The sequence below is a fragment of the Coleofasciculus sp. genome, from assembly GCF_046539235.1.
In the GTDB taxonomy this organism is placed as follows: Bacteria; Cyanobacteriota; Cyanobacteriia; order Cyanobacteriales; family Coleofasciculaceae; genus Coleofasciculus.
This window is the reverse complement of record NZ_JBKHHI010000024.1, coordinates 1-21,949: the sequence shown is the minus strand read 5'-3', so window position 1 is coordinate 21,949 and position 21,949 is coordinate 1. Positions and strand designations below refer to the sequence as shown.

17 protein-coding genes are annotated in these 21,949 nt (G+C 43.4%); 6 read left to right on the top strand and 11 right to left on the bottom strand.

The window, feature by feature from the left end:
* The first annotated feature begins 169 nt into the window (after positions 1 to 169).
* Entirely contained in the window at positions 170 to 1,141 is a 972-nt protein-coding gene (locus tag ACLFWI_RS04265; RefSeq protein WP_446411891.1) for a 30S ribosomal protein S1, read from the top strand.
* Positions 1,142 to 1,248: 107 nt separating this feature from the next.
* Here the strand turns inward: ACLFWI_RS04265 and ACLFWI_RS04260 are convergent, their stop codons facing one another.
* Entirely contained in the window at positions 1,249 to 2,382 is a 1,134-nt protein-coding gene (locus tag ACLFWI_RS04260) for a glycosyltransferase family 4 protein (protein WP_446411890.1), read from the bottom strand.
* A 60-nt stretch (positions 2,383 to 2,442) separates the two neighbouring features.
* Positions 2,443 to 3,582, bottom strand: coding sequence for a GumK N-terminal domain-containing glycosyltransferase (locus ACLFWI_RS04255; RefSeq protein ID WP_446411889.1), 1,140 nt, complete (start codon positions 3,580 to 3,582; stop codon positions 2,443 to 2,445).
* A 257-nt stretch (positions 3,583 to 3,839) separates the two neighbouring features.
* On the opposite strand from ACLFWI_RS04255, the gene ACLFWI_RS04250 reads away from it, so the two are divergent.
* From ACLFWI_RS04250 to ACLFWI_RS04235, 4 genes are read left to right on the top strand one after another with little or no spacing between them, the layout of a single operon-like run.
* Positions 3,840 to 5,168 carry a nucleotide sugar dehydrogenase gene (locus ACLFWI_RS04250; protein ID WP_446411888.1) on the top strand — a complete coding sequence of 443 codons (1,329 nt, stop codon included), beginning with the start codon at positions 3,840 to 3,842 and terminating at the stop codon, positions 5,166 to 5,168.
* Positions 5,165 to 6,109 carry a Gfo/Idh/MocA family protein gene (locus ACLFWI_RS04245; protein ID WP_446411887.1) on the top strand — a complete coding sequence of 315 codons (945 nt, stop codon included), beginning with the start codon at positions 5,165 to 5,167 and terminating at the stop codon, positions 6,107 to 6,109. Before ACLFWI_RS04250 ends, ACLFWI_RS04245 begins: the two co-directional genes overlap by 4 nt.
* Positions 6,102 to 6,692, top strand: coding sequence for an acyltransferase (locus ACLFWI_RS04240; protein WP_446411886.1), 591 nt, complete (start codon positions 6,102 to 6,104; stop codon positions 6,690 to 6,692). The genes ACLFWI_RS04245 and ACLFWI_RS04240 overlap by 8 nt, the downstream gene beginning before the upstream one ends.
* Position 6,693: 1 nt before the next feature.
* A complete protein-coding gene (locus ACLFWI_RS04235) occupies positions 6,694 to 7,842 on the top strand; it encodes a DegT/DnrJ/EryC1/StrS family aminotransferase (protein WP_446411885.1) in 1,149 nt (382 codons plus the stop codon).
* Positions 7,843 to 8,137: 295 nt separating this feature from the next.
* Here the strand turns inward: ACLFWI_RS04235 and ACLFWI_RS04230 are convergent, their stop codons facing one another.
* Positions 8,138 to 10,192: a thiol-disulfide oxidoreductase DCC family protein gene (locus tag ACLFWI_RS04230; protein ID WP_446411884.1), complete on the bottom strand. Its 2,055-nt coding sequence runs from the start codon at positions 10,190 to 10,192 to the stop codon at positions 8,138 to 8,140.
* A gap of 84 nt (positions 10,193 to 10,276) precedes the next feature.
* Positions 10,277 to 11,953, bottom strand: coding sequence for a hypothetical protein (locus ACLFWI_RS04225; RefSeq protein ID WP_446411883.1), 1,677 nt, complete (start codon positions 11,951 to 11,953; stop codon positions 10,277 to 10,279).
* A gap of 348 nt (positions 11,954 to 12,301) precedes the next feature.
* On the opposite strand from ACLFWI_RS04225, the gene ACLFWI_RS04220 reads away from it, so the two are divergent.
* Positions 12,302 to 13,777: a radical SAM protein gene (locus ACLFWI_RS04220; RefSeq protein WP_446411882.1), complete on the top strand. Its 1,476-nt coding sequence runs from the start codon at positions 12,302 to 12,304 to the stop codon at positions 13,775 to 13,777.
* Positions 13,778 to 14,122: 345 nt separating this feature from the next.
* Here the strand turns inward: ACLFWI_RS04220 and ACLFWI_RS04215 are convergent, their stop codons facing one another.
* From ACLFWI_RS04215 to ACLFWI_RS04185, 7 genes are all read right to left on the bottom strand, one after another.
* Positions 14,123 to 15,115: an FkbM family methyltransferase gene (locus ACLFWI_RS04215; RefSeq protein ID WP_446411881.1), complete on the bottom strand. Its 993-nt coding sequence runs from the start codon at positions 15,113 to 15,115 to the stop codon at positions 14,123 to 14,125.
* Between the two features lie 9 nt (positions 15,116 to 15,124).
* Positions 15,125 to 16,000: a hypothetical protein gene (locus tag ACLFWI_RS04210; protein WP_446411880.1), complete on the bottom strand. Its 876-nt coding sequence runs from the start codon at positions 15,998 to 16,000 to the stop codon at positions 15,125 to 15,127.
* Positions 15,993 to 16,901 carry a sulfotransferase gene (locus tag ACLFWI_RS04205; protein ID WP_446411879.1) on the bottom strand — a complete coding sequence of 303 codons (909 nt, stop codon included), beginning with the start codon at positions 16,899 to 16,901 and terminating at the stop codon, positions 15,993 to 15,995. The genes ACLFWI_RS04210 and ACLFWI_RS04205 overlap by 8 nt, the downstream gene beginning before the upstream one ends.
* Positions 16,902 to 17,002: 101 nt before the next feature.
* The gene (locus ACLFWI_RS04200) at positions 17,003 to 17,980 is read right to left on the bottom strand and encodes a GSCFA domain-containing protein (RefSeq protein WP_446411878.1); all 978 of its coding nucleotides are present in this window, start codon (positions 17,978 to 17,980) and stop codon (positions 17,003 to 17,005) included.
* Between the two features lie 2 nt (positions 17,981 to 17,982).
* Complete coding sequence (locus ACLFWI_RS04195; protein WP_446411877.1) at positions 17,983 to 18,675, bottom strand: class I SAM-dependent methyltransferase; 693 nt, start codon at positions 18,673 to 18,675, stop codon at positions 17,983 to 17,985.
* Positions 18,676 to 18,724: 49 nt separating this feature from the next.
* Complete coding sequence (locus ACLFWI_RS04190; protein WP_446411876.1) at positions 18,725 to 20,770, bottom strand: sulfotransferase; 2,046 nt, start codon at positions 20,768 to 20,770, stop codon at positions 18,725 to 18,727.
* A 5-nt stretch (positions 20,771 to 20,775) separates the two neighbouring features.
* Positions 20,776 to 21,949 (bottom strand): glycosyltransferase family 4 protein (locus ACLFWI_RS04185; RefSeq protein ID WP_446411875.1); only part of this gene is annotated, 1,174 nt, incomplete at its 5' end.

Here is a 21,949-nt window from a genome sequence, read left to right as displayed (position 1 = left end):
CAACAGGGCGATCCAGATTGAGTTATAATTACCTGTCTGGACTTTATTAAATATTTTAAAATAAGGTTGAGACAAAGCAATGTAGGTGTAGGTGGCACAATACCGACGTGCGAGTACATCGACAGGAGGCATAGTCATTACGGAGATTAAACAAGGAAACACAACGCGCATGCTCAGTCAGAACACAAATACAATAGATATTGGCTTCACTCACGACGATTTTGCCGCCCTCCTCGACAAATATGATTATCACTTTAGCCCTGGTGATATTGTCGCAGGTACAGTATTCAGTCTGGAGCCAAGAGGCGCTCTGATTGACATTGGTGCTAAAACCGCCGCTTATATTCCCATACAGGAGATGTCAATTAATCGGGTTGACGCTCCCGAAGAAGTATTGCAGTCAAATGAAACGCGAGAATTTTTCATTTTGACTGACGAGAATGAAGATGGGCAACTCACCCTTTCCATTCGCCGGATTGAGTATATGCGGGCTTGGGAGCGGGTGCGCCAGCTTCAAACTGAAGACGCGACCGTCCGTTCTTTGGTTTTTGCCACAAACCGAGGTGGGGCACTGGTTCGCATTGAAGGGCTACGAGGTTTTATTCCCGGTTCCCACATTAGCACTCGCAAACCAAAGGAAGATTTAGTTGGCGAAGAACTGCCGCTAAAATTCTTAGAGGTAGACGAAGACCGAAACCGTCTGGTTCTCTCTCACCGTCGCGCTTTGGTTGAGCGCAAGATGAACCGCTTAGAAGTCGGTGAAGTGGTCGTTGGTTCGGTACGGGGGATTAAGCCTTACGGTGCGTTCATTGATATTGGTGGTGTGAGCGGATTGCTACACATTTCAGAAATTTCTCATGATCATATTGATACGCCTCATAGTGTGTTTAATGTCAATGATGAATTGAAAGTGATGATCATTGACTTGGATGCCGAACGCGGTCGGATTTCGCTGTCAACGAAGCAGTTGGAACCTGAACCGGGAGATATGATCAACAATCGGGATCGAGTCTACGATCAGGCAGAAGAAATGGCTCAGAAGTATCGGGAGAAGATGCTGGCACAACAGGAAGGCGTTACTCCTGAATCTCAAGAAGAGGGGATTGAAGAAGAAGAGTTTGTGTCAGCGACGGAAGATTAATTCTGGTTGCTGTTGATCCCACGTTTTTTAAGCGTGGGATTTTTTGTTTCTGGTTCATGGTTCATGGTTTAAGGCGATGGACTATGAATTAAGTTTGTAGAAAGATGTTATAGATAGTTTCCCAGGACTTCAACCGTTTGCTGTCCAGTTTTTGCCCAGCTGAATTGACGGGCGCGTTGAAGTCCGAGGGTGCTAAGGCGCGATCGCAGTTGGCTGTCGGTGGCGATGGAGTGCATAGCTGCTGAGAGTTCCAGGGTGTTGTAAGGGTTCACCAGGATAGCCGCATCACCAGCGACTTCGGGGAGGGCGGAGAGGTTGGAGGTGATTACCGGAGTCCCACAAGCCATGGCTTCTAGAACCGGGAGTCCAAAGCCTTCCCAGAGACTGGGGAAAATAAGTGCGATCGCGTTGTTGAGGAGGATGGGTAGTTGGTTGTAGGGAACATAGTTGAGAAATTTGATTTGATGGCTTAAGCCGAGGTGGTTGGCTTGGGCTTGCAGTTTAGGGGTGTATCGTTTGTCACTTGACCCAGCAATCCACAGTTCATAGTCCCTAGAGTTGGGAAGTGTGGCAAAGGCGTTGATGAGTCGGTGCAGGTTTTTATAGGGGTCATGGCGTCCGATATAGAGGAAGTAGGGGTTGGCTGAAGTTGCTTCGTGGGGCTGTTTGGGAAACGCAGAGGGGCGCAGAGGGTAGCGCAGAGGGGCGCAGAGGGGGCGAAAGTGGTTGGTGTCGTAAGCTAGGGGTATGGGCGTGATTTTGGTGGCGGGGATGTGGTAAAAGTCGGTAATGTCTCTGGCGGTGGCGGTGGAGTTACAGAGGATATGTTGGGCTTGGGTGAGGATTTGGGGGATATAGTAACGGAAGTAGGGGGTGAGGGGAGAGTTAGGTTTGGGAAAGCGCAGCGGGATTAGGTCATGAACCATGACTATGTAGCGACAATTGCTATTAAGGGGCGCTTCAGGAATGGGAGAAAACAGCAACTGAGATTTCAACTGTTGATAAATTTTGGGCAACTGTAATTGAGTCCATAGTAAACGGCGGAGATGACCTCTTAGTCCTTGTTCTGGAGTTTGACCGGGAGGTGTCTTGTAACAGTCGTATGAGGAGAGGGGTTGAGAAATCAGAAGAGTCGGCGAAACAGGACGTAACTGGGGCAGTAGATTGAAGGCATAACTACTAATTCCTGTTGGCTGACGCATTAAAAAGGAAAGGTTAATAATGAGTTTTTGCTGTGACATACCTAAGTTAAAAGCAAGTTCCCAACCAGGGCTCAGTGAACCTGATTTATTATTATTGGTTTAGACCACAGTTTGAATAAATTGCTTGATTATTTCATCCCAGGAATAGATTGCATCCTTGGAGATTTGGGTTCGGTTATAGTTAAATGCTTCTTGTAGGGCGTGCTGAATGCTGAGGGCATCTCCAGGCTGGTAGTAACAAAAATTAGATCGAGAAGAATGCAAATATAGTGGAGCAATAATCGGCAATTGGCAGTAAGTATATTGAATGATTTTTAGGCTATTGGTCATAGATTCCATGCCGGGACGGTAGGACAGAGTTTGCAAACCAATGTCGGCATATTTGATGTAGGGAATGGTTTGTTCAAAGGGTAACTCTCCATAAGTAATAATATTTGGGCGATCAGGTAAGTTGTTGATGGAACCGATAATGTGGAAATACCAATCCGGAAAAAGCTGGCTGGCGTGAGCGAGAAAATTGTGATCAAAATTGGAGTTGCCGACAAAGATTAGGTTAGGATGGTTCGACGATGGATAAGGATTGACATACTCTTGTTCAAATAGCTCTGGACGAATTCCGTGAACGTTTAGTCTTAGCTGAGGAAGTCCCTCAAAAAGACGGTAAATGGGCTGACTGGGAACACTCACCAAGTCAAACTTTCCGGCAATATGCTGTTCAGTTTCCAAAACAACGGGATGGTTCCCCAATAGGCGTAGATCATCAGAAACTCGGTAAATAAACTTGGCACGGGAATTGAGCTGTTTGAATCTCTCAAATAGAAGCAAAGCCGGTGTACTTTCAAAGATAATTAGGTCACTCTGAGAAATGATTGGCTCTATGGCTGCTAAGGGAAACTTACTGTAGCCGTCGAATAAACGGTGACAGAGTTGATTGAGGAATTTCAGGCGTAAATTTGCCGGATGCCAAGGGGTAAACCAGACATAACTCCACATCCCTTGATCAACTTGGATCAGTCGGTTGGCTTCTTGTAGCACAGGATAAGCCAAACGGTAATCTTGACGAATAACCGATAACCAGCTAATTGGCGCTGTAAAAAAAATCACCTCCCAACCTAGACGGTGCAAGGCATCAGCCAGCCAGTGAAAACCAGCTTTGCGTTTGGAGTGCCAGTAGTGACCCGTAACTAAAATTGCCCGTTTCATGGTTAATGACAGAATGCCGGATGGGGCTGAATACACTGAGGTTTACACCTTGTTTGACTCTAGACGTGGGAATAATCCTTTGTGTTGCTGTTGATTGTGAAATTTATGATACGCTATGCATCGAGGTATTCTGGCTGATCGTAACTGTCGGGAGGAATAATCTGTGATCCAATAGTCAGAAAGCAGTGCAAACGAGTTAAAGTGTCCTCAATGAGGGAGTGAACGACACGAAAGAGTCTAATAACAATCCTTCAGTTTAACTGCTCTAATTCAAAACTATGGCACTGAAGTAGATGATTGATAAGCCTCCAGCCTTAATAAACCTGCAAAATAAAATCAAAGCCCATACCGCCGTGGTTGGTGTTGTGGGTTTGGGATATGTCGGGTTGCCCTTTGCCGTTGAAAAAGCCAAGGTGGGCTACCAAGTGCTGGGCATTGAGCAGAATCCCCGGAGAGCGGAGCAAGTGAATCTGGCACAAAACTATATCACAGATGTTAACGATGACGATTTAAAAAAGGTGGTCATCAGCGGCAAACTGCAAGCCGTTGTCGGCTTTAACCGAGTGTCGGAAATGGATGTGATTGTAATCTGTGTACCTACGCCGCTGACCAAAAATCTGACCCCCAACCTCAGCTATATCGAGAATGTGACTCAAGCAATTGCCCAGCATTTAAAACCCGGACAGTTGGTGACATTGGAGTCCACAACTTATCCAGGAACAACCGATGAAGTGATGAAACCGTTGCTGGAACAAACCAGTGGCTTAAAGCAAGGTGAGGATTTCTTTGTTGCTCATTCCCCAGAACGGGTAGACCCTGGTAATCAACGGTATACGACTAAGAATACCAGTAAGGTGGTTGGCGCTTCTGACCCCTATTCCTTGGAAGTCGCTACATTATTCTACAAACAAACCATTGAACATGTCGTGCCAGTCAGCAGTGCGAAGACTGCTGAACTGGTTAAGGTGTTTGAAAATACCTTTCGTGCGGTCAATATCGCTTTAGTGAATGAGCTAGCCTTATTGTGCGATCGCATGGATCTGAATGTCTGGGAGGTGCTAGATGCTGCCAATACCAAACCCTTCGGCATTATGCCATTTTACCCTGGACCCGGCGTAGGTGGTCATTGTATCCCCCTTGACCCCCACTATTTGGAATGGAAGGCGAAGGAATTTAATTTTGAAACTCGCTTTATTGCCCTAGCCGGTGAAATTAACCGCCGTATGCCGGAATTTGTCCGAGAAAAGGCGTGGCGTGTGCTAAATCGATTGGGGATTGCTCCGGCGAAGGCGAAGGTGCTGGTGGTGGGAGCGGCGTATAAAAAAAATTTGGCGGATTGGCGCGAGTCGCCAGCGACTATCGTGATTGGCTCTCTCTTGGCGGATGGGGTGGATGTTGTTTATCATGACCCCTATGTCCCGGAGATTGAAGTCGCCGGAGAGACATTTCGGTCAATTGAACTGACGGATGATGTCTTAAGGGCAGTAGATTTGGTGATTATTACCACGGATCACAGCCAGATTGATTATCTCAACTTGATTGCTCAGGCAAACGCTGTGCTAGATACGCGAGGTGTGACTCGAACGTTGAATTGTGACAAAGAAAAGGTGACACTATTGTGACTCAGGTGATAGTCGTTGGTGCGGGAAACTGGGGGAAGAATTTAGTTCGGAATTTTGATGAATTAGCCGCTTTAGCAGGTGTGGCGGAGGTGAATCCGGAGCTGCGCGGCAAAATTTCTACGGTTTATCCGGGAGTTCCGATTTATCAGGACTATCAGACTGTACTGGAGTCAGACGCACAGGCGGTAGTCTTGGCGACGCCAGCACCCACCCATTTTCACCTTGCTCTAGCTGCCTTGGAAGCAGGGAAGGATGTGTTTGTGGAAAAGCCGATGACATTGCGGACAGCAGAAGCAAGGCATCTGGCGGACTATGCGGCGGCGCATTCACTGATTTTGATGGTCGGGCATTTACTACTGTACCAACCCGCGATCGCGTGGATGCGGGAGTATTTGGTGAGTGGGAAAGCGGGAAAGGTTTTGCATGTGGCAACTCAGCGGCTGAAGTTGGGTAAGGTGCGGCGAGAGGAAAATGTTTGGTGGTCCTTTGCGCCTCATGATCTGTCCGTGGTGTTAGATCTGTTGGGTAATCCTCAGATTCGACAGGTGCAAGCCCAGGGACAGGCGATATTACAGCCAGGGATTGAGGATAATGTTCATGTAGACTTAGAATTTGTTGGCGGACAAACGGCTCATCTGCATTGTTCCTGGTATTGGCCCCAACTCCAGCGGAGTACGGTGGTGATTGGGAGTGAGCAAATGTTGGTTTACGATGAGGTTTCGCAAAGGGTTACGGTGTATCAGAAAGGGGTGGATGAGCAGTTGAATAATCGAGATCAGGGGAGTTGGTGTCCGGAGGTGGCAACATCGACACCCCTGAAAATTGAGTGTGAACATTTCCTACATTGTCTCAAGACTCGTGAATCTCCCCGTTCCGATGGTTGGAATGGGGTAGCCGTGGTGGAAATTCTGGAGAAAGCCCAGGAGTTGCTGGATGGTTGATTATTTTGTACATGAGTCTGCCTATGTGGATCAGGGGGTTGAGATTGGTACAGGGACGAAAATTTGGCATTTTTGTCATGTTATGGGTAAGGCAAAGATTGGTCAAAACTGTTCCTTGGGGCAGAATGTGTTTGTGGCTAATCAGGTGGTGATTGGTAATGGCTGCAAAATTCAGAATAATGTCTCTCTGTATGAGGGGGTGATTATAGAGGATTTCGTCTTTTGTGGACCGAGTATGGTGTTTACGAATATTAAGACGCCTCGATGCGAGTACCCTCGGAATACCAGTGAGGATTATTTGACCACGTTGGTGAAGCGAGGGGTGAGTATTGGGGCAAATGCCACGATTGTTTGTGGGGTGACGCTTTGGGAGTATGCTTTTGTTGCGGCTGGGGCGGTGGTGACGAAAGACATACCTGCTTATGCGATCGCGGCTGGTGTGCCAGCCAGGATTCGGGGATGGATGAGTGCTTACGGTGATGTGCTAAAGTTTGATGCTGATGGTTATGCTGTTGATTCTACAGGGACTCAGTATCAGCAGGTATCCCCAATAGAAGTCAGACGGTTAGGAAAAGTGGATTGAAATGGGTGAGATGAAAATCCCGGTTCTAGATTTAAAGCCCCAATACCAGGCGATTCAGGCGGAGATTCAAGCGGCGATCGCTCAGGTGTTGGAGTCGGGGCGGTTCATTATGGGACCGGAGGTGAAGCTGTTTGAGCAGGAGGTAGCGGCGTATCTGGGGGTTAAGCACGCGATCGGGGTGAATTCCGGAACTGATGCGCTGGTGATTGGCTTGCGGGCGCTGGGAATTGGTGCAGGGGATGAGGTGATTACGACACCGTTTAGTTTTTTTGCCACGGCGGAGTCGATTAGTACTGTTGGGGCTAGACCGATTTTTGTGGATGTTGACCCGAGGACGTTTAATCTTGATCCGAGGGCGATTCCCGATAAAATTACCGCTCGGACTAAAGCTATTTTACCCGTTCACCTCTACGGCAATCCAGCGGCGATGGGACAGATTAGGGAAATTGCCCAGAGTCGGGGTTTGCAGGTGATAGAAGATTGTGCCCAGTCGTTTGGGGCAGTTTATTCCGGCACTTGTTCCTCTTGTCAGGAGAGTACCCGGGCGGCGCTGAGGGGTAAGCAGACGGGGACGATGGGCGATGTTGGCGCGTTTTCGTTTTTTCCCTCGAAGAACTTGGGGGCGTATGGGGATGGGGGTTTAATTGTGACAGATGATGACCAAGTGGCAGAGATGGCGCGGATGCTGCGGGTGCATGGGGCAAAGAAAAAGTATCACAATCAGGTGTTGGGATATAATTCGCGATTGGATACGCTGCAAGCGGCGATTTTGCGGGTGAAGCTGCGGTATGTGGATGGTTGGAATCAGGGGCGGCGTCGGGTTGCCCAGGCGTATAATCAGTTATTGGCGGATGTGTCTGGGGTTGTGACGCCGGAGTTGGCGGATGGGCATGTGTTTCACCAATATACGGTGCGGATTTTATCAGGGAAACGCGATCAAGTGCAGCAGTATTTGGCAGAACAGGGGATTGGTTCGATGATTTATTATCCGGTGCCCCAGGATCGGTTACCTGTTTATCAGGGGCAATATCCGGTGAGCCCCGTTAGCGAACAGTTGGCTGGGGAGGTATTGAGTTTGCCAATTTGGGCGGAGATGAGTCAGGCGGATATTGAGTTAGTGGTTCAGATGCTGAAGCAGGGATTAGGCTAATTTGGGTTGGCTGAATTAATACAGAAGCTACCTGTATAGGCACGATATTATCCATCCGTGTCAACTTAAGCTCAACCCCTCACCCCCAGCCCCTCTCCCACGCCAGCCCTCACCCCCAGCCCCTCTCCCAAGCTTGGGAGAGGGGAGCAAGAGCATCCGATCCCCCTTCTCCCGTGCAAAAAAGCGAAGCATCCTCTGTCCTCCCCCTTATTCAGCAGCCCTTAATCTAGTCCGCGCAGGCGGACTTTGTTTGTGTAGCTGCGACTTCCAGTCGCCAGAGCAAATTCAGCAGATCCTAATTCTCTTTAACTCTAACCTTTGGACCAAAGTAGGCTTGTTCTTCCCCAGCTTTACCTTGAATCAGGGAGTCCTTGACAAAAATCAGCAAATGATAGGTTCCTGTTTCTGGAGGATGGAAATAGAAGTTATTTCCTTTAAATGTTCCAGCTAAGGGTTTTATGTCCCCGGAAAGGTTGAGCTGATAAGCAATGCGAAATTCTGGGTTTTCATACCCTTGAGTGGTGAGTTTAAGCAAGTAACCCTCTGATGGCTTATGTTTCTCAACCTCCCCAGAAACGGCGTAGAAATGTCCTGATTGGTCTAAAATGCCGATCAAACCCTGGTGAATGGGAATCGGTTGGTGATCCTCTGGATAGGCGGGGACTTGCCAGATAATCTTTGTCGCGGCTAGTTTCTCGACATCGCTAATCTTGAATTTAAGATTTAAGTCTTTCATCACTGCTGCTAATCGTAGTCGCAGCTTTTCTAGCGTTTTTGCCTGGTAAAGCCGTTTATATCTTCGGTTGAATCGTTCGCGTTTTGCCTGAGATAGGGAAGACTCGGTTGTGGTAATCTCCAGTTGACTGCCAACGTATTCAAAGGGAGCGTGTTCGTGATACGGTTCTTTGGCTCTAATACTACTGTATACGGTAAAAGCGCTGAAAGGATAGTTGCGGTGTTCCCGTTCAGCTTTGGTCATTCCGGTATAGATGTAATATCCAGAAAAGAGGAGGATATATAGACTGGTGAGTCCGCGAAAAAAATGAGTCCGAAATCCCTTGAAGGGTAATGATTTTGTTGCTTTAGGAAGCAACTTAGAACGTCTGTTGTGGACAAGCCAGCGATAAATTTGGTTTCCTAGAAATGAGAGAGGAGGAATAGAGAGTAAGACCGACAGTGGCAAGGTTAAGGGCAAACGGCATAATAGTCGTAAATATCCCTTAAATCCATAACTCAATTGTCCTTGCGTAACAAATCCGATTTCTCGACTTAATTTCTCGATTGTACTGCCCGCTGGCAAGTCCTTTTCGTCAACAGATTGTAGGGGAACGTAATTGACCAAGCGCAACCAATCTAGAGCATATATCAAATGCATGATCCGGTTGTCAAGACCCGATGTTTCATCATAGTAAACCGTAATTAAAGATTTATGGCGTAATGGTTTTAACTGACGTCCTATCCAGGAGAAAAAGCGATCCCAATCCACGAAGAGGGCAGTTAAAGGGAGCCATTCTGGATGCCATAATCCCACAACTATGCCCAGTCCTAAGGTTTCAAAGAAAAACAGACTACCAAAGATAAAACGCCAAAGCGGTCGTTTGACTAAAAAACAGGCTAAAATGGTAGTTCCCTGAGCGATAATATTGCCCAGAGCCAGGGATTTCCATGCCCATTCATGGGACATAATCCAGGAAACATGGGCAGGTGGATTCCCTTTAGACCGATACCAACCCACGGCGAGGGCGTTTCGTAAATTATCGGAGAATGCCCAGCCAAACTGAAAATTATCACGGGTTAATTTCCAGTAACAGGCATTGGCAAACATGAAAGCGACGGCGAATTGAGCGAGGAATATAGACCATTGATAGGACTGTTTTGATTTTAATTTATCATACCAGCCGTAGTTGGAATTGTCCCCTCCCAGATATCGAGCTGCGACATCCATGGCGACTCGGTAACTATCAGGGGTTAAATTGGGTGATACGAGATCCTGAATCCCAGCGTAAACTTTGCGATAGTATTCAATCGAGGGATGACCGTAGAAAATTCTGCCGTTGGCTAATTTGACATACCCTAGACCATCCTTGAGTCCTGCCTCAGTGAAGTCAACGCCAATGGGATAACGTGTGATTTTATTGAATTTCCGAGGCGGATTGCGAATGACGCTTTTGGGGAGTTTGTCAAGGATTTGCTGAATTGATTCGCCTCTGATTTCGGCGAGTTGCTTCAGTTTTTTAGATCGCGGGGAATTGAGAACTCGATACTTATATAGCCATTTGGGTTCTAGTCTATCTAAAAGCAAATTGGCAATTTTTTTTACTGTTAATTTATTTTTTTTAATCAAATACATCCTATTAAAAAGCATATTGCTTGTGTTTGGCACTTCACTACACTCTACTTTGATTTAATTAAAAGTTAAAATCATCATTTTTTATTATTCATCCTCATCGTATTCATCAAAATTATCATTGTCTAATTTTACACGTTGACTATAGGAGGCTAACAAAATACCATCAATTTTATGTTTATTTTTTGTAAACCAATCTATAGAACCCAAACCAATTAAGTTATTTTCATGGATGACGGCAATCACATTTTCCTTGTACGCACCTACATTTTTTATATTTTTTGAAAATACAATTGCTATTATTTTATCGGAAAGGTGTTCCAGAAAATACTGTTTCGTTTCCTCTGATAAGGATCGTAAACCTGATTCTTCAATCATTACCCAGTAGCAATTAGAATGTAAAGCCGTGAGTAAACCCAGAGAAAACTTCAGTTCTGAATCGATTTGATTCCATGCATCTATGGAAATCTGTTTGTCTAGATTATCTGGAAGCTGTTCTTGGATTTTATTCCATAATTCAGTCTCTTTGAGATCTTGTTCAAGATTATCCCAGCTATACTCAGGAGGTAATCCGACAAGTTCTCTGAATGGCATTCTCTCAATATATTTATATTTTGAAGTTACAAACCACGTCGCACTAACAGTACTGTTTAATGACTTTGAGGATTCTCTCATTAAACAGTTAGTGATAAAAGGTAATGTATAACGATTTAACTCAACCGAACAGATTAAGCCGATTCGATTTCCCGCTTTTAATTGATAATTAAAATAAGACTTGCTTATGAGTATTGAATTTGCTGTAATAGTATACTCATCGTCAACCGAGTGACTATTGAAATTATTTTTAACCGCTTCTACAAAATGGAAATATCGTCTAACTTGAGGATAAAAGCGATTAATACTTGTTAGCTGCTTATTTACTTGTCTTAAATTGACTAATCCGTATCGCAAAGCAATTAAATAAACAATCAATTCTCCCCAACCTGCTTTTTTATGGAAAATGAATATGCCCAATATCACAAGAATAACGGAAATAATTATAGCAAAAAAAACATTGCTAACAAATTCACTTTTAAATACTGCCTGAAGTTTACCTTCAAAAGCATCTAAATATTGCTTTTGCTCTCCTGAGATAAAACTTCTTTCTATTGACATAGCTGTCAAAGGTGTAGCTACTAATTGCTGTCTAGCGATGATTTGACGTTTTTCAGTTGCAGCTTTCCGAGCATATTGCTCCATTAAATGAGAATTTGTAGCACCTTTAACATTTACTTCGTATAAAAAAAGTAATGAGATTGCTATTAAAATAAACACAACCAGGGTCAAAAAAAAGTTAATATAGAGCAAAACTAAAAAATTAACGGCAAAAGTTATTGCCGGAATAAAGGTGTTGGTAATGATCCGTAAAACTCTACCACAGTAGCGAGAATCACTAGTAGCAAGTCTATAAAAAATCTTGTCATCATAGGTTACTTCATCTAAAATTCCAGTTGCGAAGCTATAGTTCAATATTAATAGGATTCGTTTAGAACAAAATTCTTCATATATACGACCTAAAGTTATGATTTTTGAGCGCGAAAAATAAATGAGCCATGATGAGAACAATAGACAAAATAAAATACTGACAACAAACACAAAGAAAAGCTCAACCGAGGAACGAGCATCAAAATTCTGGTGAAGAAAATTCAATCTTTTTCCTTGTTCCAAAAAACGGGCGTAGTAAAGAACTTGACCAAATGCGCCAACCTGTAGTAAGATTCCCAAGAAGCTAGTTATACAAATTATAAAAAAATCGATGCGGAAACGCCAAACTGAATCAGCAAGTAACCATCTAAGCGTCAGGATGTATCGTATCAACGAATCCTTGAGTTTACGCAACAAAAGTGAATGATAAGTATGTTTGGGGGAATTTGGCATTATGACAACGATTAACTAATTTTGATCACAGATTTAGAGAATTTATCTACTTTGATAGATAAGGCTAAGGCTTGCAAAAAAAACGAAAGTCGATACAAACTGTAAATCTATCCTTAAGAAAAAATGAAGTCATAGATATAGTACTGTAATAGGATAGTATAGTAAACGGCAAGTGACGTAGACGAGGATATAGTGATGCAAACCAGCGACACGCTCCAGAAATCTGTAGCCAACACGACAAGTGAAGAATTTTTGCCCGGGAATGGCGTCTCCACAGAACAGTCAGCAGAACAGTCTTCCATTCCGGAGGAGCTGAATGAAGCCGCACTCTTGCAGATTCTCGAACCTGTTGCGTTTTCCAAGACTTTTGCCCAACCTAGGGTAAAGTGGTACAGCTTGGTTGACTTGCCTATGGACGCGACCGTTGTCCTCATTGTTAAGTGGCTGGAACGAGAAATCACTTGGACGTTTGAGACTAAGCAACAGAAAGAATTTATCATTCCCGAACCGTTAGAGGATGGTACATATAAAATTCGTCTCATTGCTAAATTATCTGACGGAACCCGTTTTGTTTCTCGCTATGTAAAGTTTTTTGTCGATGTGGAAGCAGTAACTAAAGGACGGATTACTTGCAAAGCTCCCTGGAAGCATCTGTTTATCTTGGGCAAGAACCGTGTTCGTCCCTGCTGTAACTTGAAAGAAGGGGTGATTTTTGCCGCTGATGCGCGAGTCCCAGACGCTGATTTATGGAATAATCCAGGTTTGGTAGAGCTAAGAACAGCTTTATTAGCAGGAGATGACAAATTTTGTCACCCTCATTGTCCCCTTTTGCAATGGCACAATGGCTCAAGCTTAAGCGTGCCTTCGTCTGATAATTTTCTTTCTGAAGAATATCAGCGGGGTCATCTACTTCTAGATAGTCCAAAATCTGTCAAAATTTCGCTGGGTTCTTACTGCAACCATCGTTGCACTTTCTGCAAAATGGGTAGCACAAGCTACAATCATTGGCAACAGACAGATGCAGCAATTGAGTATTTGAAAAAGCGTATACACCAGGTTGAAGTGTTGACTTTTACAGGGGGTGAACCACTGCTCAAAATCAAGGACGCTAAGCATCATTTCGTCGAGCTTTTCCAGGGGAGCGGCAAACTGAAATTAAGACTACAGACAAATGCAGCACTGTTGAAACAAAACATTGATGTGTTGAGTCAAGTTCATCATTTAGAACTAAGTATATCAATGGCGGGTGCAACCAGAGAAGACTATTTCAAGATTCACCGCCGGGACGATTTTGAGAAAGTTTGTGAAGGTATAATCGAGCTAAAAAAAGCTCGTGAGGAAAAAACCACCAATGTGGAACTGAAAATGGTGTATATGCGAACCAACTACAAAGGAATTGTTGAGTTTGCTGAATTAGCTAATCGTCTAGGAGCTAATGAAATCTATTTTCACCATTTGATGATCTTATCGAATACGGATATCAATACGCGTGAAGAAATTAAGCCAAAAGATCCAGAGTGGAAAGAATGCTTAACATTGTTTGAAGAATGCCGCGCTCGTTGCGATACTTACGGAATCAAGATGCGAGTAACGGCTCACGATAACAAAAAAGTCCGGCAGTTTAACACAAAACCTGTGACTGATGACGTTGACAACGATGATTTAGACTAAAAAATAGCGATTAATAGCTAGTAAGTGCGTTACTGCTCATACCCGGATTTCTCACCACAATTGCCCAAAGGCTCATACAACCTGAATTAACCGTAGAATAAGGCTTTCAACACTCTGTCAAAATTTCGGGTCGGTCAAAAATGCTCGAAACCTAGTCCAGGTAAAGGTTTCGACGACTCAGATAGCAAAACTTGTGAGAAATGCGGGTCATATCATGTCCTGACGATTGCCCATAATTGCAATGCTGTAATAACAAGGGTTTCAGACGTTTTTATTAGGGGTGTTTGACCGGACATGATATCATAGCTGGATATCAAAATCTTCTGGTGTTGGTTAAACATAACTTCAGATAGAGAGATATTCAGCATATTTATCTATATATCTCGAACTAACAGCATAGATGACTTTGCCAGTTGATGCTGGAGCGATATGACATCCTTTATCTTGCAAGAATTGTACGCAGTCTCTATAGGTTGTTGCACCATTCCTTTCATAGGAAGCCACAACATAAATTACCTCAATGCGATCTATAACTTCGTCCATGCCTTGCAGTACTTCTAGTTCAGCACTATTGACCGTAATAGCTAAAAAATTGATAATTTTTGGTTCCCAAGCCGATAGAATATTATTCAAGGTATCGGTACGAACCTCGATTGTTTGGTCTGCCACAAACCCATCGAAATCCACAAGAGAGTTTCTTTGTTGCCCTTTGCTGTGAAGTAACATAGTGCCGCGTTCTTTCCACACACCAGATTCCAAAATATCGATACAATCATGTAAACCATTTTCCATCACATTGCGACGTAAAGGTGCAATATTGTCCGGCAGCACTTCGATGGCAAGAACTTTACCAGTGGAACCCACGACTTCATCAACAAAACGCATTGTCTTATGACCGCAAAATGCCCCGACTTCAACAATCGTGCCACCCTTATTTGGTAAAAATTCTCGACGGAACCAGAAGCGTTCACTAAGATAACGGTAAGCAACGTCGCGTGCTATCCTGTAGGTATCTGGGGTGATCACAGGTGAAAGCTTATCTTTGATACAGTTGAATATTCTGATATCTAAAGGTCTGGATCTATGACCGTAAAAAATAAGACTGCTACTTAACTGCACATAAGCTAGCTCATCCCTAACACCTGCCTCAGTAAACTCGACACCAAACAAGTCCCGTACATTTTTATTAAAGCTACGTGGTAGTTTGACAATTAGTTCAAGACCAACTTGGGCAAAAGTAACTGGTTCGGATTCTCCTCGAATTCTAGCTAAACGTTTTAATTTTTTTCGTGTTTCAGGCGGAAGGGAACTTATATCAGGATAATTTTGCTCGTTCATTATGACACTTCAAACCTTCTCAAAATTCCACCAAATTGGATGAGTAAGAATACCGACGACTTCACCTCTACTTAAATCTTGTCGCCCAAAAGGTCTGCGTCCGCGTGCCTTCTGTCGTGTGCGAAGATGACCACCCGAATCGGTGTGATAGATATCTCTAATGAAATCATAAGCTTCGTATTCCAAACCAAAATTGAACATCGAGTGTTCTCCGAGTTTAATTGTAACATGACGCTCTTTTGTCTCTAAAGTGATTGTTCTCGGACCACCAAAGCGCTCGTCACAACACTCTTGAAATATCTCCCAATTTCTAAAATTCAACTGGCGACACAAAGAGTCTCCGTGGGTTGACGTTCCTGCTACAGGAACACCGATGGAATCAAAAAACTCAAGTTCCTGTACCAGGAGTTTTTCTGGATTAATATTTTCTCTAAGCGCTGTAACCACAAGATTATTATGAAAGTTGATTTCATGTCCTAAATCATACAGCCGTTTGGCACAGTCAATTAGTTCTTTAGTGTGAATAATCTGGTCTGACTCCAAATACCCATAGTACCAAGCCGTGTGAAGTAAGCAGTAGGTCGCCCGTAAACCATGCTTATATTCCCATTTGGCAATGTTTTGCGCCGTAATGTAGTCATGATCGACATCATGACGAATCAGAAAAATTTTGCGATCGCCAATTTCAGTTTCACGGACATAATCTATATGGCAGAGATTTTCATGACTGTTAATGTACGGTTCCAATAGCCGTTCATAGTCTGAGATAAAATATTTCTTACTTCGGTTTAACTGCGCCTGTTTCTTTTCAATTTCTTGGGTTGTTAAACCAAAGGCTTGACCCTTATCATTTATTCTGAAGAAATTCCTTAAAAAATCAAACATAATTATAAGCCACCATTTTATCTTTGCACAAATCTGTTACTTTCTTTGCGGTTTTTTCATCTAATCCATTTCTCCACCTGCCAACACTAGTGGTAAAAAAATCTCGTCTTAAATTAGCCGAATTGGGATGATTGCTATTATGAACCGATGCTTTTGAATTGTAAAATTCAAATACGTTTTGTTCAATCTTGATTGGTAATATATCAAAGATATTGTGAATCGTTAGTCTTGGATTATCTACCAAATCTTCATATTTAATGACTAAACTAATGCTAGAATATTTTTTTTGAAACTCATCAAATTTTTTAATATATTGATTCCAAGAGAAACAGATTTCTTCAGGTGTTTTCTTAAAGCCTCTTTCTATATGAGAATCTACCACGTCACGCGGATCGCGAATGATATAGATAAAATATCCTCCAGGAAAAAGTTTATACGCTTCCTCAAAAGAAGATATATTCAGCTTAAAACCAGAAATAAAGCTGTTTTCCTTTAATTTCTTTCTGAGAGTAATTTTCCAAGCAATTCCTAATCGCTCTCTTAGGGTAGATATTTCACGATATCCTTCCTTCTCCAGTTCATCTAAAACTTCTCGCAATTCTGCTAAAGAAACACTAGCTCTATGACATCTTTTGAAAAATAAACCAACATCATTTTCCCCAGCACTCCGAAGTGCTTTCCCACATTTCTCAAAACTCCCGCCACTTAATGTTAATCCCTTTTCCAAAAGCTCTTTGAGTGTTACCGGATCGGGTACTTTTGGAGGTATCAGTTCATATCCCAAAGATACCTGGCTGTGTGAATCTAAGATAGTAGTAAGGAGAGTAGTACCTGAACGGGACATACCACAAGGAAATAACATTGCATCTTTTGATAAAGGTTGGAGTGAATTTCGTAGCATTGAGTTGATTCTTTTTATATTCTCTAGCATTAAAATCATCTATAAAAAAATAAAACTTAAACCTGATAAAATTCATTGTTATTTCAATTTTATATGTCTAATTATTTAAATTTATGTCCATAAAAATTTAATTTTTTTTCTAAAACCCAAGATGCAAAAAGATCCATAATACTCGCAATAGCTTCTGGACGAACATGGCGATGGTCTTCCTTAAATGGATTAACGATTATTTCTTTGACCATTTCGTAGGCTGGAAAATACCACACATTATCGCTGTTGCTTAAAACGAACGAATCTACCGCAGCTCGCAAAATAGCCTTGGAAGCACTGTTTGCTATAACCGCAGATGTATGACGAAACGTTGCTCTCAACGGTACAGGAGATACCGTAATAATTATAGAAGCTGTTGGATTCACGGCAGAGATCATGTCATAGATTCGTTGTAAATTCTGCGTATTTTCTTCAACAGTTGTCAAACGGAAACCATGTTTTTGCTCATCGAAAGCATCTGGAGGAGGAACCAGCGGAAATACGGAACCATCTGACTTATTATACCAAATTTCTGCTTGACCAACTGTGATAATAATTAATTCCGCCTCAGTAAATGCCTTGCGAACTTCTTCCTTGTGTTGAGCTAGCTCTCTCTTTCGTTCTTGATGATTTTCCCAAGCAATCCTACGTCGATAAGGATCAAGAAGATGTTTTGTACCAGAATCCTCAACTTCCCACCATTCCTCTACAGGTTCAAACGAGCCAAATGCTCTTTCAAATTCTTGTTTTAAAGAATAGGTATTGTAAACCCGATCATATCGGGCAGAACCCGCTTTACTACAAACTCCTTTACCCGCTTGTAAAAAGTTAAAGCCATTGTCTTTGAGCCAAAATTTTAGTTCTCGTGCGAAACAGCTTCCGATTGATGCAATCGGAGTCTCTTTTGTGATTCTGGGTAAATTATCGGGTCGAGGGAAAACCTTGATTGGATCAAGTTGATCAACAGTTGGATATCTACGCCATGGCTCTAAGTTGAGTAACTTGACCTCGCTAAGTCCACTTCGATCTGGATTATATGCATATACCATAATCAATTTACTTCAGAACGCTTAGTTATAAGAATATGAAGATTATTGAAAAAGCTATAATTAATTAAGGTGACATTCTGAGCCTGCCAAAATGGAGCCAAAAATGACTGAATTGTATGATGATATTTACCCCCGGTAAAATCAACCGATTTTGTCTTTCGAGGACTACGATTATAAGGCAATTTCACTTCCTCCATGGGAGTATAAGTTCCCATTTTTTCTGGCGTTGAAGCAAAAATAGAATATAACCTACCCTTTAACACTAATTTTTTATGCCAATTCTCGATTACATGAATTGTTTCTGTTCGATCCATATTGTGTTGATTATAAAGCCCTGGTCCACGAGCAAAAATCAACTCAAAGAAATCATCGGGGAATGGTAAATCAGGTTCTGCGTCACCCACAACAAAGTGTTCAGCGTCAGTTTTGAGTAGCGATCGCGCCTTACTAATTGCCCCCTGTGAGATATCAATGCCATAGAAATCCAAGTTAGGATTAACATTTTGCATTCCCTTAGACCAAATGCCGTCACCACAACACAAATCTAACACTCTTCCTGCCTTGGGAAGCAAAACATGAGCTTTTATCCAGTTCGTTACCATTTCGACTGAATACTGGAAACCCTCCTGGTTGGCGTAAAACTCATCGGTCGCTGTTAACGCTTCTGTTGGTGTTGAATAGACGGGTCTAGTCATATCCTCTCATAAATAGGCTAATACATACTTGTTCACTCGCTAAGAACACCTACAAAGACAACTGATCAAGCTCAAATCTTTTCACTTTTACCTTGTCCGGCAATTGAGAAACCGACATATAAATGGCTAAGTTGAACCGTTCAGCATTACTCTTGGGTCTAAACGCAAACTTAAATGTTCCCTCATCTTGCCTAATTTGACCTAAGCTGCGTTTCGCCATTAGCTTCCCTGCCGCATCATACATCAAGCAAAATAACTGCACTCCTCCCTGCCTACCAACATCCACATCTAAATCCCCTCGATAGTAACGCGCTACCTGTGATTTCCATCCCTCTTTACTTTCAAGTTTATACCACTGACCGCCACCGATAAGCAAGTGGGCATTTCTACCGCCCTCTGGAACAATTTCTATGCCGTTCTCAGTCACCTGAACCCGACATCCCAAGACAGAATAACCTTGATACCCATCTTTTCCAAATGTTATTCTACAGACAGATTTCCCCGACTTTGATTTAAATAACTTCTTGGCAAAGCTATAAACCCTCCACTTGAGCAAAATAAATTTGAGCAATAAACCCTCCAGATAACTAAAAATCCTGTGTTGCGCCTTGCTGACAGAATTGTACCCTAAAGCAACACCAATCGGCTCACAAATCGCAGCGAACAATACCTTCTGCTGCGACGACCAGTTTTCATACTCAGGAAACTCATCACTATAGTTAACATTAATCTTTTTTTCAAATTCCGCTGCTGCCAAACGAGGAAACACCGGAATCCCCCACGATCGCAGTTGATTCCTGAGATAGGTTAAATCTTTCACCATCAACTCAAACGCCAGACGGTGTTGGCAGGAGTAAAACAAAGTCTCGTTAGTCTTCCGCACATACCAGCACGCTTTCTCAAATTGCCCCATCTCACGCCAACCTTGAACCGCCATAATCGGATGTCGGGTATCATCTGGAGTATCATACCAGTCTCGGTTCATAATTGAACGCACCACCTGCCGAGGATTTCTATGGATATGAATGAACGTCGCATCTGGAAAAACCTCCGTCATCACCTCCGGAAAACGCTCCAGATACACATTTGCCTCCCCATAATCACCAGGTAACTCTTCAATCCAAGTGCGAGACTCCAGACATAACTGCTTCGCTTCATCCTTATGAGTAACCAGATTCGTAAACCCCTCAGCCGTGTGCTTTTCCTCAATCAATTCACCCTGTTGAAAGCGATGATTCAGCGTAAATTCATGGTTTGCTGTCAGAGAAGTCCCCTGATCCAAAAAATTAGCCAACCATTTTGAACCCGATCGCGCCGTAGACAGGAAAAAATAAATCTTTTTTTCACCGCGCCAGTAAAGAGGATGCATCAAAACCTGGTGTCTTCCCGACTTCAGGGAAGATTGCAGCGGATCAGTTGAGCGATGCCATCCACCCCCCGAATCCGTATAGTAGAATTCGTGAGGTACATGGACGGCTTCATAAGTCAGTCCCAACTTTTCCATAGACACCGACCACAACTTAAACTGTTTCCCCTCTACAATAAGCTGACCCGACTCTGGATAAGAAATTTGAAACCTATCCTGATTAACAGGTATCCCCTCAGCCGACAACCCCGATTCTAGACTGGGATCAGTAGGCTTGAGTTCAGCAAAGCACCAATAATTAATGAACCCCCATTCATAACACAACCGATCTCCATGAGTCGAGACACCTGATACCCGTATCCCAACCTCCCGCAGACTAGCCATTAACTTTTCCAAACTCAACGCCACATCCTCTATATCACCCCTAATCCACTGGGAAAGACTATTTAAATGAAGACCAACCTCATGACCAAAATCCTGAATTTGAAGACATTTGTCCAAAAAGCGGGATTCATGCCAATAACTCGCCGTATGCAGCAAATAGTAAGTCGCACGAATTCCCCGCTCATGTTCCCAATAGCTCATCTCCAGAGCCAAATCTAGGTCATAATCAACATCATGACGCAGAGCGATGAGGTTAGGTAGATGCGGGTTTTCCGATAACTCTTGAACCGTGACCGTTTTGCCAAAATGTTCGAGATATCTGAAATACTCTGGACTCAGGGACATAGAAATTAACTAAGTGTTTGGTAAAGTGCCAGGAGTTTTTTTGACTCATTCTCCCAGTTATACATCTGTGAGGCAACCCATGTATTCTCCCTCATCTGATGCAAACCTTCCCGATTGCTCAACACTTCCCGTGCTGCTCGGGCAATATCCTCAGGTTGACTGGGGTCAAACGTGCATCCTAGCGCATATTGAGTAATGATTTTTTGCATCTCCGGAAAATTGCTAGCAATCACGGGCAACCCAGCGGAAATATACTCAAACAACTTGTTGGGAGCGCAATAATAATAACTCAAACAGACATTCTCAATCGCCGCAATGCCTAAATCCGCGCTAGCCGCATAGGTTGTTACTGCTTCTGAGGGTACGGGTCCAAATAAGGAGACACGAGACGCTACCCCAACATTCACCGCCAGGTTTTGGAGCTGTTCAATGTACTTTTGTGAGCCATATCCCATCATCACAAAATGGCAGTCAGTCAGATAGTGCAGACTTTGGATAATCTTCTCCAGTCCCCGATTAAAGGTGATGCCTCCAGAGTACAGAAGCAGATGATAGTCAGCAGAAATGTCCAGCGCTAGCCGTATCGACTGTTCTGAATTTTGGCAGGAACGGCGAACCAGAGCAGGTGCGTTCAAAATCACGGTGGGAACGGGTACGCGATAGCGTTGAGCAAGTTGTTTAGCGATTGTATCACTCACCGTAATCACCGCATCGCTTCTACGAATCAAAAACTCTTCAAAGCGACTCAACAGAAATTTACCGACTCGAGTCAGTGAATATTGCCTGTTCCTTTCCACATAGAACTCATGGGAGTCATAGACAAGTTTCGCTCCATGTCTCTGTGCGGCATGATAAGCAACAGCCAATACATTTAGATCATGGGCATGATAGATATCGGCTGGTTCTTGGGTAACAACCTGAAGACTCCTGTAGTGGTAATCCAGAAAACACAGGGGGCGATGAACAGAGACCAACAGCTTTTTGAGTGTTCGATAAAAGTGGCGATGCCAGAAAATCTTAGCGGGGCGCTGAATTCCCCAATACCACCAGCGTTTGAGATAGCACTTCCAGAAAATCTTAGCGGGGCGCTGAATTCCCCAATACCACCAGCGCTTGAGATACCGCTTCCAGAAAATCTTAGCGGGGCGCTGAATTCCCCAATACCACCAGCGCTTGAGA

What these genes read in the sequence shown, in the direction of transcription:
- ACLFWI_RS04265 (WP_446411891.1), top strand. Translation starts at nt 170, where the DNA reads ATGCTCAGTCAGAACACAAATACAATAGATATTGGCTTCACTCACGAC.
- ACLFWI_RS04260 (WP_446411890.1), bottom strand. Translation starts at nt 2,382, where the DNA reads ATGTCACAGCAAAAACTCATTATTAACCTTTCCTTTTTAATGCGTCAG.
- ACLFWI_RS04250 (WP_446411888.1), top strand. Translation starts at nt 3,840, where the DNA reads ATGATTGATAAGCCTCCAGCCTTAATAAACCTGCAAAATAAAATCAAA.
- ACLFWI_RS04240 (WP_446411886.1), top strand. Translation starts at nt 6,102, where the DNA reads ATGGTTGATTATTTTGTACATGAGTCTGCCTATGTGGATCAGGGGGTT.
- ACLFWI_RS04235 (WP_446411885.1), top strand. Translation starts at nt 6,694, where the DNA reads ATGGGTGAGATGAAAATCCCGGTTCTAGATTTAAAGCCCCAATACCAG.
- ACLFWI_RS04230 (WP_446411884.1), bottom strand. Translation starts at nt 10,192, where the DNA reads ATGTATTTGATTAAAAAAAATAAATTAACAGTAAAAAAAATTGCCAAT.
- ACLFWI_RS04220 (WP_446411882.1), top strand. Translation starts at nt 12,302, where the DNA reads ATGCAAACCAGCGACACGCTCCAGAAATCTGTAGCCAACACGACAAGT.
- ACLFWI_RS04215 (WP_446411881.1), bottom strand. Translation starts at nt 15,115, where the DNA reads ATGAACGAGCAAAATTATCCTGATATAAGTTCCCTTCCGCCTGAAACA.
- ACLFWI_RS04210 (WP_446411880.1), bottom strand. Translation starts at nt 16,000, where the DNA reads ATGTTTGATTTTTTAAGGAATTTCTTCAGAATAAATGATAAGGGTCAA.
- ACLFWI_RS04205 (WP_446411879.1), bottom strand. Translation starts at nt 16,901, where the DNA reads ATGCTACGAAATTCACTCCAACCTTTATCAAAAGATGCAATGTTATTT.
- ACLFWI_RS04200 (WP_446411878.1), bottom strand. Translation starts at nt 17,980, where the DNA reads ATGGTATATGCATATAATCCAGATCGAAGTGGACTTAGCGAGGTCAAG.
- ACLFWI_RS04195 (WP_446411877.1), bottom strand. Translation starts at nt 18,675, where the DNA reads ATGACTAGACCCGTCTATTCAACACCAACAGAAGCGTTAACAGCGACC.
- ACLFWI_RS04190 (WP_446411876.1), bottom strand. Translation starts at nt 20,770, where the DNA reads ATGTCCCTGAGTCCAGAGTATTTCAGATATCTCGAACATTTTGGCAAA.